This window comes from Levilactobacillus andaensis, from assembly GCF_016861695.1.
Classification (GTDB): Bacteria; Bacillota; Bacilli; order Lactobacillales; family Lactobacillaceae; genus Levilactobacillus; species Levilactobacillus andaensis.
In genome coordinates this window covers 45,181-56,030 of the sequence record NZ_BOLP01000020.1, presented here as the reverse complement: position 1 = coordinate 56,030, position 10,850 = coordinate 45,181, and the positions used below count along the sequence as shown (strand labels likewise).

15 protein-coding genes and 1 other annotated feature are annotated in these 10,850 nt (G+C 49.9%); of the genes, 1 reads left to right on the top strand and 14 read right to left on the bottom strand.

The window, feature by feature from the left end; genetic code table 11:
- On the top strand, positions 1–213 hold a 213-nt coding region (locus JUF10_RS12675; RefSeq protein ID WP_203642887.1), incomplete at its 5' end, for a hypothetical protein.
- Positions 214–220: 7 nt separating this feature from the next.
- Here JUF10_RS12675 and JUF10_RS12670 read toward each other — a convergent pair.
- From JUF10_RS12670 to cysS, 14 genes are all read right to left on the bottom strand, one after another.
- Positions 221–1,606, bottom strand: a complete 1,386-nt coding sequence (locus JUF10_RS12670) for a sensor histidine kinase (RefSeq protein ID WP_236008236.1) — start codon at positions 1,604–1,606, stop codon at positions 221–223.
- A gap of 5 nt (positions 1,607–1,611) precedes the next feature.
- Positions 1,612–2,307: a response regulator transcription factor gene (locus JUF10_RS12665; RefSeq protein WP_203642885.1), complete on the bottom strand. Its 696-nt coding sequence runs from the start codon at positions 2,305–2,307 to the stop codon at positions 1,612–1,614.
- A 209-nt stretch (positions 2,308–2,516) separates the two neighbouring features.
- A complete protein-coding gene (rplL, locus tag JUF10_RS12660; protein ID WP_125688436.1) occupies positions 2,517–2,882 on the bottom strand; it encodes a 50S ribosomal protein L7/L12 in 366 nt (121 codons plus the stop codon).
- Positions 2,883–2,940: 58 nt separating this feature from the next.
- A complete protein-coding gene (gene rplJ, locus JUF10_RS12655; protein ID WP_048732450.1) occupies positions 2,941–3,447 on the bottom strand; it encodes a 50S ribosomal protein L10 in 507 nt (168 codons plus the stop codon).
- Between the two features lie 25 nt (positions 3,448–3,472).
- Positions 3,473–3,597, bottom strand: a sequence feature (ribosomal protein L10 leader region).
- Positions 3,598–3,668: 71 nt separating this feature from the next.
- A complete protein-coding gene (gene rplA, locus JUF10_RS12650; RefSeq protein ID WP_048732451.1) occupies positions 3,669–4,367 on the bottom strand; it encodes a 50S ribosomal protein L1 in 699 nt (232 codons plus the stop codon).
- A 98-nt stretch (positions 4,368–4,465) separates the two neighbouring features.
- A complete protein-coding gene (rplK, locus tag JUF10_RS12645; RefSeq protein WP_057732912.1) occupies positions 4,466–4,891 on the bottom strand; it encodes a 50S ribosomal protein L11 in 426 nt (141 codons plus the stop codon).
- Positions 4,892–5,022: 131 nt separating this feature from the next.
- Positions 5,023–5,574 (bottom strand): transcription termination/antitermination protein NusG, encoded by a 552-nt coding sequence (gene nusG / locus JUF10_RS12640; RefSeq protein ID WP_203642884.1) that lies wholly within the window; start codon positions 5,572–5,574, stop codon positions 5,023–5,025.
- A 122-nt stretch (positions 5,575–5,696) separates the two neighbouring features.
- The gene (gene secE, locus JUF10_RS12635) at positions 5,697–5,873 is read right to left on the bottom strand and encodes a preprotein translocase subunit SecE (RefSeq protein ID WP_125688442.1); all 177 of its coding nucleotides are present in this window, start codon (positions 5,871–5,873) and stop codon (positions 5,697–5,699) included.
- 46 nt (positions 5,874–5,919) lie between these two features.
- A complete protein-coding gene (rpmG, locus tag JUF10_RS12630; protein ID WP_082153174.1) occupies positions 5,920–6,069 on the bottom strand; it encodes a 50S ribosomal protein L33 in 150 nt (49 codons plus the stop codon).
- A gap of 74 nt (positions 6,070–6,143) precedes the next feature.
- Positions 6,144–6,713, bottom strand: coding sequence for an RNA polymerase sigma factor (locus JUF10_RS12625; protein WP_203642883.1), 570 nt, complete (start codon positions 6,711–6,713; stop codon positions 6,144–6,146).
- 450 nt (positions 6,714–7,163) lie between these two features.
- Positions 7,164–7,706: an NYN domain-containing protein gene (locus JUF10_RS12620; protein ID WP_048732455.1), complete on the bottom strand. Its 543-nt coding sequence runs from the start codon at positions 7,704–7,706 to the stop codon at positions 7,164–7,166.
- A 25-nt stretch (positions 7,707–7,731) separates the two neighbouring features.
- Complete coding sequence (rlmB, locus tag JUF10_RS12615; protein WP_203642876.1) at positions 7,732–8,502, bottom strand: 23S rRNA (guanosine(2251)-2'-O)-methyltransferase RlmB; 771 nt, start codon at positions 8,500–8,502, stop codon at positions 7,732–7,734.
- Positions 8,502–8,912, bottom strand: a complete 411-nt coding sequence (locus JUF10_RS12610) for a Mini-ribonuclease 3 (protein WP_203642873.1) — start codon at positions 8,910–8,912, stop codon at positions 8,502–8,504. Before JUF10_RS12610 ends, rlmB begins: the two co-directional genes overlap by 1 nt.
- On the bottom strand, positions 8,912–10,324 hold the full coding sequence (cysS, locus tag JUF10_RS12605) for a cysteine--tRNA ligase (RefSeq protein ID WP_203642871.1): 1,413 nt from the start codon (positions 10,322–10,324) through the stop codon (positions 8,912–8,914). Before cysS ends, JUF10_RS12610 begins: the two co-directional genes overlap by 1 nt.
- Positions 10,325–10,850: the final 526 nt, after the last annotated feature.

Below are 10,850 nucleotides of genomic sequence, written 5' to 3'. Positions count from 1 at the left end.
GCGAGAAGACTGGTGTTCTTCCAGGCTGAAGCGTCCCCACAGCAGGCGGAATCCCTGGCAGCCGCAGTGCGGCCAATGTACATTAATTTAGCGGTATCAACTCGTGCCAATACTGGAATGAAGCAGACAAGTCATCTTTCAACCTTTAGTGAACGCGTCAAGATCAGCCTTGCTGAATTTGGCCGCACTGCGACTGCCAAGACCAGGTTCTAATAGACTGTCAGTCGCGTTCGCCATCAACCGCCGTTTGCTCCTCGAAGGTCAGCACAAACTGACTCCCCTGTGGCTGGTTATCGACCACCTTGATTGTGGCGTGATTAAGCTTAACGAGCTGGGCGACAATGGCCAGGCCCAGGCCTGTACCCCCAATTTGGCGGGTGCGAGCAGAGTCTACGCGGTAGAACCGTTCAAAGATGTGCGGTTTGTCTGCGTCCGCCACACCTAATCCCAGGTCCTGAACCCGGAGTTCAACACGCTCATGGGTTACCTTCAAGGCCACCGTGATGGGTTGGTCTGCTGGTGCATATTTGCCCGCATTGTCGATCAGGGCCGTCAGTATCTGCTGGACACTTTCGGCATTTCCAAAGACGATGGCCGAATCTACACCAGTAACCCGAATTGGCTGCTGCAAAACGGCGCGTTCTTCCTCAACCGTTTCGTTAATCGCTTCTGCCACGTCGAAATAATCAAGCGTTAGCGTTCCCCGGTCGGCTCGTGACAGCGTCAGCAGGCTGTTGACTAGCTTTTGCATCCGCGTCGATTCCTCGTCAATGAACTGCACGGACTTGGGGATGATTTCAGGGTGTTCGGCCCCCCGCCGCTCAATCAACCGCACGTGGCCCCGAATGGCCGCAATCGGCGTCCGCAATTCGTGAGCGGCATTGGAAATGAACTCTCGCTCCTGAACAGCGTGCTCGTTGATTGCCGCCAGCAGGTCGTTGAAACTCTTAGCTAGTTCTGTGACCTCACTCGGCTGATTGGGCACGGGCAGCGCCGCCTTAATCGTCTGTGTCTGGGACTGCTCACGGGCCGCCACGTTGAGGCTTGCTAATGGTTCCGTAATATGTTTAGCCGTGAGCCGCACGTACGCCCAGCCCAAAATAATCGTCAGTAGCATAATCACGAGGACTACGCCAACCACCGATAGCAAGACCGTTGTGATTGGCGATAGGCTCAGCCAGATCTCTGATTGAATTCCTAACCGTTCCCCGGACCGATAATAGGTAAACCCATACCTAGGCGTATAGGCGACTGCCGAGAAAATCGGCATCCGATAATGTCTGGCTTTGATAAATTGACTCGTATTCGGTGAGTAAAAAGTTGCCGGAGCCTCACCGATCTTACTGTTGTAGACCCGCACGAAGGTATTCTTGGTATTGATTGAACTATTCTTTCGCCAACGCTGCCAATCTGGCTTGTCGTCAATGATCGACCGTTTCAAGCTCGCCATCAATTCGACTGAAGATTGCTCGCTCTGCTTCACCAGCTGATAACCGACCGTGCTAACAATTGCCATGCCCATGACCAGGGTCACGATGACCAGCATCCACACAAAGCGCCGCTGAATCTCCTGGGCGGTCGTGATTTGCCGTTTACTTTTCACCATGCGCATCACCCACTGTATTCGGCGGAAAGAACGTAACCAACACCACGAACGGTATGAATCAGGTGCGGCGCCTGTTCTTCGTTCAGTTTATGACGCAAGTAGCGAATATAGACGTCCACCACGTTCGGTTGTCCTTCGAAGTCAACGCCCCAGACTGCATCCAATAGTTCATCCCGGGTCATCGTTTGGCCAGCATTTTTCATCAAGCAGAGTAAGAGCTCATACTCGCGCTGCGTGAGCTGAACCAGCTTGCCGTTGCGCAGAACCTGGCGTGCCCGGGTGTCCAACGTCACATCTGCCACGTGCAACTGACTGTCCACGATGGCCTGGCGGTTCTGATGCCGTAAAATGACGCGAATCCGCGCTAGGAGTTCTTCGATTTCAAATGGTTTCGTAATATAGTCGTCCGCCCCAGTGTCGAGACCAGCTACTTTGTCACCAACATAATCGCGGGCAGTCATCATGATGACGGGTAAGTCGTCATGCTTACGAATCCGCCGTAAAACGCCCAGACCGTCAAGTTCCGGTAACATCCAATCTAACAGCACCAGGTCGAGCTGTCCGCGATTCGACTCGTAAATTTCCAGCGCCGTTTTCCCATCCATAGCGTTCAATACGGTGTAGTCCTCAAATTGTAGCTCCGTTGTCAGCGAAGACAGCAACGCTTCGTCGTCTTCAACAATTAAAATTGTTCCGGCCATTTCTTCACTCCGTTCGTGATTAACTTCTCACCTAGCTTAATCATTTTTCGGCTAAATTACTATCCATTCGTGCTAGATTAAGACGAAAATTTAAAGAATACCCGTTTTTTCGCCTAACAGTCCGTGGTGTGGCACCCCGAGCTGAATTTTGTCGCACAAAAAAACCGTCACCCACAGGCAACGGTTTTTCATTTCGTAAGTGAAGGTGACTACTTAAGCGTAACCACACCACCAACGGCTTCAAGCTTTTCCTTGATGTCGTTAGCTTCGTCTTCAGAAACGCCTTCCTTGATGACAGATGGTACGTTGTCAACAAGACCCTTAGCGTCCTTCAAACCTAAACCAGTGATTTCACGGACAGCCTTGATGGCCTTAACCTTGGCGTCACCAGATTCAGTTAATTCAACGTCGAATGAATCCTTGGCAGCAGCGTCGCCACCAGCAGCACCGGCTGCAGCAACTGGGGCAGCAGCGGATACGCCGAATTCGTCTTCGATACCCTTAACTAAGTCGTTAAGGTCAGTAATGGATGCTTCTTTAAGAGAAGCGATGATAGCATCTTTATCAAAAGCCATGTTATTTTCCTCCAATAATTGGGTTTTATATTTTATGTTTCAAATTTGAATCAGGAACTTAGGCTGCGTCGCCTTCGTCACCCTTTTCAGCAATAGCCTTAACCGCGTAAGCCACGTTCCGTACTGGTGCTTGTAATACATTAGCCAGCATAGAAAGAAGATCTTCACGACTTGGCAAGCTTGCATAAGCATTGATTTCGTCAACGGAGACAATCTTGTCTTCGATGAAACCACCCTTGATTTCAAGGTCATCAACACCGTCAGCAAACTTCTTCAAAACTTTAGCTGGGGCAATTGCATCCTCGTCAGAGAAAGCAACAGCAGTAGGGCCTGCAAAGAGATCGTTAAGATCACTGTAACCAGCCTTTTCAGCAGCCCGAACCAAAATCTTGTTCTTGATAACGCTCATATGAACGCCGGCTTCACGTAATTGCTTCCGTAATTCAGTTGCTTCTTCAACAGTTAAACCACGGTAGTCAACAACGATAGCACTGGTGGCGTTGTTGAATTTTTCAACAACCTCATCAACCTTTTTTGCCTTAATTGCGATAGCTTGTTCACTCAAATTAATTCACCTCCCGGAGTAGTTTGGTGGGATAAAAAAATCCCTATGCCACCAAGACATAAGGAGTCCAAAGTTTAAGTAAACTTCTTCCTCGGCAGGAAATTAAGACCATTAGGCCACCTGAGTCTTAGGTAGATCTATTAAATACAACTTCAATAGCATACAATACTTCGACATCACTGTCAACGTATTGCAAGGGATTTTTTTAAATCACATTTTACTTAGGCTAATAAAGAAGCCAAGTCAACGTCGACACTAGGGCCGAACGTTGATGCGATTGAAACGTGTTGAACGTAAGTCCCACGCACAGCGGCTGGGCGGATACGAACAATCGTTTCGGCAATGGTCTTCAAGTTGCCGGCAAGCTTGTCAGCATCAAAGGAAACCTTACCAAATGGAACAGCAACGTTACCGTCCCGGTCAGTCCGGTAAGTAACTTGCCCGTTCTTAGCATCGGAAACAGCCTTTTCGACGTTCATCGTAACAGTCCCCGTCTTAGGGTTAGGCATTAAGCCCTTAGGTCCTAAGACACGGCCTAAACGACCAACTTGGGCCATCATGTCTGGCGTTGCAATAGCAACGTCAAAGTCCAACCAGCCGTCTTGGATGCGTTCTACTAAGTCTTGTTCGCCAACAACGTCAGCACCGGCAGCTTGTGCAGCCTTAGCTTGGTCACCCTTAGCGAATACGATTACCGTGGTTTCCTTACCGGTACCATTTGGTAATACTAATGCGCCACGGAGTTGTTGGTCCGCTTGCTTTGTGTCAACGTTAAGCTTGAAAGCAACTTCAACAGTTGCGTCGAACTTAGCGAAATCCATCTTCTTAACTAAATCAATCGCGTCGCCCATGCCGTAGACCTTGTCAGCCTCGACCATTTTGGCAGCGTCTTGATAATTCTTACCTCGTTTGTGAGCCATTTTTGTGTATTCCTCCTTGCAAATGTGGTTGTAACGGATAAACCTCCCACTTGACACATTTCATTTTCGTGAAGTGTCCGACTATCCGAAAACTGAGCTTAACCTTCGACCGTGAAGCCCATGCTCCGGGCAGTACCTTCAATCATGCGCATAGCTGCTTCAACATCAGCTGCGTTTAGATCTTGCATTTTAGTTTCAGCGATTTGCTTAACTTGATCCTTGGTTACCGTAGCAACCTTTTTCGTGTTAGGTTCGCCAGAACCACTTTCAACACCAGCGGCCTTCTTCAACAGAACAGCTGCTGGAGGGGTCTTGGTGATGAAATCAAAGGAACGATCTTCATAGACACTGATCACAACAGGAATGATCATACCAGCTTGGTCAGCGGTACGAGCGTTGAATTCCTTAGTGAAGCCCATGATGTTGATACCTGCTTGACCTAAAGCTGGTCCAACTGGGGGAGCTGGGGTTGCTTTACCCGCAGGAATCTGTAATTTAACGACATTAGCTACTTTTTTAGCCACGAGACAATACCTCCTTGAGTCCGTGTGTGGTAAGTGGGGCTGTTAGTTTGCCCCTCCCACTTTGTACATATGCATCACGCATACCTGAGAATCATACCACACTTTACTAACTGCAACAAGTTCTTTTCAAATTAACCTAAAATTGGGTCGACTTGGTCGAAGTTCAGTTCAGTACTGGTTTCCCGACCGAACATGTCAATGTTGACCTTCAACTTCATCTTTTCGTCGTCGACTTCCGTAATCTTACCAACTAAGCCACTGAAGGCACCATCGACGATCGTGACGGAATCGCCAGGAGCGACATCCAGGTCGGCATGCCGAGCAGAAATCCCGACCCGCCGTAAGATGCGTTCAACTTCATCAGGTAACAATGGTGTTGGCTTACTCCCTTGACCATGAGAACCCAAGAACCCAGTAACACCAGGTGTGTTCCGCACAATGTACCAAGCTTGGTCACTCATGACCATTTCAACCAAGACGTAGCCAGGGAAAGTCTTTTCCATCGTGACCTTATCTTTACCGTTCTTAACTTCGTGTTCCTCTTCTTCGGGAACGACGACCCGGAAGATGTTGTCTTGCATCCCCATTGATTCGGCCCGGGAATCCAAGTTTGCCATAACCTTGTTCTCGTAACCTGCGTAGGTGTGAAGAACGTACCATTGCTTTTCAGCTGACTCAACCATTTTGGTGCACTCCTTTAATTTCATTGACTTTTCGAGCAAAATAAAAAAACTCCGCGTACACGAAGTTCCCTGTTACCTACTAATATAGCATATTTAGTCACATTTGACTACCGACAATTCCACTAAGCGAGGAACTTCAGGCCAAACTGAACCACCCAGTCCACAACCGCAAAGAAGATTGCGAACAGAACTGAGATACCGACGACAGTCCCAGTATCGTGCCGGGTCTGCTTAGGGCCTGGCCAAGAAACTTGTTTCATTTCCTGTCCGACTGACTTAAAAAAACGGAATAAACGCATGGTGTTGCCTCCCTAAAATTAGTGTTTGTCGTTGTGATTAGTCAAATTAACGGGTTTCGCGGTGTAACGTGTGCTTACCGCAGTACTTACAAAACTTCATAACCTCTAGCCTTTTCGTGCGGGTTGCACTTGCTGTGATGGTGTAATTCCGTGACCCGCAAACCGAACAAGCCAGGGCAATTTTCCGTTGAGCCATTTTGCCACCACCTTTGATCAAATCGTTTTCAACTCATACTGCAATAGCTTACCATCGTTTGCCCCGCCCGTCAATCATTCGGCTAATAGTCGACGCAGCTTGATCTGACTTCTGTGCGCCGCGGAAATCACCTGGTTTAACGGTAAGGTCTGTTGCTGACTGATGGCCCCTAAACTACTGCCCTGGACCAGTCCCGTAAACACGATGCGCTCGATTGCTGACAGCTCACCTTGCAATTGTAGCAAGGTTTCCTTGACCTCCAGTTGTTCCCGTACGAGCCAATGCTCATCGACTAAAGTATCGGCGAAGTAGGCACCGTGTTCTTCGATCGAAAGTGGAAGTTGCCCCGCTTGACGCTTTAACGCATGACTTTTGCGAATCAAATCGTAGACGCGGTGGGCTAAATTCAACCGGTAAAAGGCACCAAAGCTTAAGGAACGACTAAATTTAAAATTTTCAATGACGGTACAGAAAACCAATAGCGCCTCTTGTTCCCAATCGTCGGCATCGTGACCGGGAATAAAATAGCGGTGCTGCATCCGGTACAGGACCGGGCGATAACGTTCAAACAAAACGCCCAACGCGGGTGAATCCGTCCCTTGGTGAATCAACTCTAATAGTGCGGTATCGCTTAACTCAGTCAATGAAAAAGCCTCCCCTTCGTCTGGTAATTTCCAGTCTACGGGAAGGCCGCCCTTTCGCCGAGCGAACGAACGTTCATTTTAAAATTTATATTTTGCTTCAATGATTGGCAACGTTGTGCTGACCTGCGCCTTACCGGCCGACAGATATGGACTGGAACGGTGCGGACACAACTTGAAGCCTCGAAAAACCCGAGTCTACAAGGTTGGTCTTCTGCTAAGTCGCCGGAAGACCACCGCCGACTAAGCAGAACGACGCGCCTGAGCCCATATCTGTCGACCTCTCGGCTCACATTGCAGTCAACCGCGACATTAAAAGTAACAAAATACGTTCACCACGGTTTGACCCCCGCACGATAAACAAGTACTGCCCAGCGGTCTACCGTGAATATTCAAAAACTACCTGGTCATAAAGTTAATCACTCGCTTGTCCACATTTGATAACGCTGTTAGCTACTTTTTCTTCTTCGCTGGTTTCGCCATCATTTGGTCGCGCAACTTCTCTAGCTTATAGAGCTGCTGATCATTCCATGGTGATTTACGCACCATGCCCTTGTCCGCGAACTCGCGGGCCGTCTGTTTGACCTCGTTTTGGGCCCGTTCGATGTCTCTGAGGAGTTCACCTGCTGGGATTCGGAGGGCACCTTCGGAGAAGATGGTCCACTGTTCAGCCTGGTCACTAGTGGCGACCGTGACTTGAGTGAACCGGGTCTGCCGCTCCTTGGCCAATTTTTCAATGTAGCTATCCGCCGTTTCGTCGCGGTTCGTCCAAACGACCTCTAAGTCGAATTGCTTATAGCTCTTCGAAATGCCAGGAACGTACATGGCATCAAACACCACGGTGATCGATGCATCGCGAAGCTTACGATAGTTGGCCAACATACTCAGCAGCTCATCCCGTGCTTCTGGTAACCGGTCTGCTAATTTCAACCGATTGAGTTTGGGCCAGTTGCCGATCATGTTATAGGCATCGACAATTAAAATGTCTTCTTTCATTATCCCTCGCTCATTTCTTTTTGACTTAGTGTTGCACGGGGTGACGAGAACTGAAGCCTTGGTACATCAACAATCCGGCCGCAACGCTGGCGTTTAGGCTTTGCACGTGACCAACCATTGGAATCGTCAACGTCACGTCGACCGTTTCCTTCAGCAGGCGCGAAATGCCCTTGCCTTCGTTACCGATGATCAGTGCGCTGGCGCCCTTAGCGTCCCAGTCGCGGTAGTCGGTCCCGTCCATGTCGGTCCCAAAGATCCACAAGCCGCGGTCCTTCAGCTCCTTGACCGTGTTGACCATGTTCGTGACCCGAGCAACCGGCACCGTTTCGATGGCCCCAGTCGACGTCTTAGCAACCACGGAGGTCAGACCAACTGCGCGCCGCTTGGGAATGATGATCCCGTGAACACCACTGGCATCGGCCGTCCGTAAGATCGACCCCAGGTTATGGGGATCTTCAACGCCATCCAAAATTAAGAAGAATGGTGCTTCGCCGGCAGCTTCGGCTTTGGCGAATAAGTCATCAATAGTGGCGTACTCAAAGGCCGCAACCCCTAAGGCCACTCCTTGATGATTTTGGTGATCCGTTAAGAGGTCCAGCTTTTGCTTAGGAACTTCGGAAATGACCAAATGGCGTTTCTTTGCCAACTGACGAATCTCGTCGAGTGCTTCGGCCTTTAACCCGCTCTGTAAGAACACCTTGTTGATGGTCTGTTGGCTCCGTAAAGCCGCTACGGCTGGGTGCCGGCCAATGACAAAGTCACTGCTGATATCTTTTTCTGATTGTTCTGGTTTCATTATTCAGTTCGCCCCGCTTCCACTTGTTGAATGCACCATTGTCCCAATTCGTCTACTCGGTCTTGCTTGCCACTCAGGGCCAAGTAGCCCATGAGTGCTTCAAACCCGGTTGAGATTCGGTAAGTCACGACGTCCGTGTTCTTGGCGTGGGTATAGCTCTTGGCATTCCGCCCGCGTTTGAACATCGTCCATTCGTCCTCACTCAGGAGCTTGTCCTGTTCCATCAAGTTAATCAACGCCGCTTGGGCCTTGGCCGAAACGTAGTGCGTTGCCGTCTTTTGTAAATGGTTGGGCTTGGCCAGGCCTTCTGCGATCAAATGCCGGCGAATGATGACCTCGTATGCCGCGTCACCCATGTAGGCCAGTGCGACCCCGTTCAATTGTCGATAATCTGCTACTTCAGTTGTCATTAATTTCCCTTTCTCCAACGCGTCCCTTGGGGCGTATCTTCCAAAATGATTCCTTGGTTTTTAAGTTGTTCGCGAATTTCATCGCTGCGTTCAAAGTTCCGGTTGTTCCGGGCTTCGATTCGTTCTTGAATCAACGCCTCAATGTGGTCGTCGTCCAATTCACCGGCGGCCGCTAACTTGATACCAAAGACGCTCAGTAAGTCCGTCAACGTTTTCCGCATGAATTCCAGTGTGCCCTTGAAGACCACTGGGCGTTCAGCATAAACGTTGCCTAACCGCGCCAGGTCGTAGACTTCAGAGGCCCCGTTTTGAACGTTGAAATCGTCATCCATGGCATCAATATAATCAGCCACGATTTGCCGCGTTTCCTGTTCCGTCTTCGGGTCGTTACCCTCTTCGGCGTCCTTTAAGCGGTAGCCCATGTTGTCATAGGCCGTCTGTAGCCGCTCGAGGTTCCGGGCAGCCGTGTCCAAGTTTCGTTGGCTGTATTGAATTGGTCGCCGATACTGGGTCGTTGCCATGAAGAAGCGTAGCGTTTGGGCGTCAACGGTCTTTAAAATGTCATGGACCGTCACAAAGTTGCCCAGTGACTTGCTCATCTTTTCATTGTCATCGCCGATGGTCACAAAACCATTGTGTAACCAGTAGTGAACAAAGGTTTTCCCCGTCTTAGCTTCACTCTGAGCGATTTCATTTTGATGATGCGGGAAGATCAGGTCTTCGCCGCCCCCATGAATGTCAAAGGTATCGCCGAGGTAATGGGTCGACATGACGGAACACTCGATGTGCCACCCGGGGCGACCGGCACCCCAAGGAGATGGCCAGGAGATTTCACCGGGCTTAGCGCCCTTCCAGAGCGCAAAGTCGACGGGATCTTCCTTGCGAGCGGTCTCCTCGTCATTGGTATGCTGTGAAGCGCCCTCTTCCAAGTCATCTAGGTTCATGTGCGCCAATTCACCATAGTGGGCAAACTTATGAGCCCGGTAATAGACGTCCCCATCAACCGGATAGGCGTACCCCTTGTCAATCAAATCTTGCACAAAGGAAATAATCTCATTGATGTGGTCCGTTGCCCGTGGATTGACCGTAGCTGGCTCAATGTTTAACGCCGCCGTATCCTCCTTGAAGGCCGCAATAAAGCGGTCCCCCAATTCAGGCACCGTAATCCCTAACCGGTGCGCCTCATTAATCATCTTATCGTCGACATCAGTAAAGTTAGAAACATATTTGACTTGGTAACCGCGGTATTCGAAGTAGCGACGAATCGTGTCAAACGCAATGGCACTCCGCGCGTTACCAATGTGAATGTAATTATAAACGGTTGGGCCACACACGTACATGTTGACCACACCGGGGGTAATTGGCTCGAAAGTCTCTTTTTGCCGAGTCAGTGTGTTAAATACTTTGAGCATCCCAAGGCTCCTTTCGCGTCACTTTTTTATTTTGATTCTGTAGCGGTTAGCCTGCGCCTTACCGGTCGGCAGATATGGGCTGGATTGGTGCGGACACAACTTGAAGCCTCAAAAGTGCCGAGTCTCCAAGGTTGGTCTTCTGCTAAGCCGGCCAAAAACGCCGACTAAGCAGAACGACGCGCCTGAGCCCATATCTGCCGACCTCTCGGCTCACACTGTCGTTCAATGGTAGCAGACCTGAAACCGGCAGAACAGCAATGCCAAAAATCGGCAGCTACACTATCTGATTATCAACATCTGCCGCATGAACGAACAGTCATAGCCGGAGGCAGTCAGGGATGTAGCCAGCCGTGATAATGGCGTTAGTCGGGAGAATTTTCCCGACTTACACCATGGGCGACTTTGAAGCCACACGATTTTTGTGTGGCTTCAAAGCGAGTGAGAAGACTGGTGGTCTTCCAGGCTGAAACGTCCCCACAGCAGGCGGAATCCCTGGCAGCCGCAGTGCGACCAATTTCCACCAAGC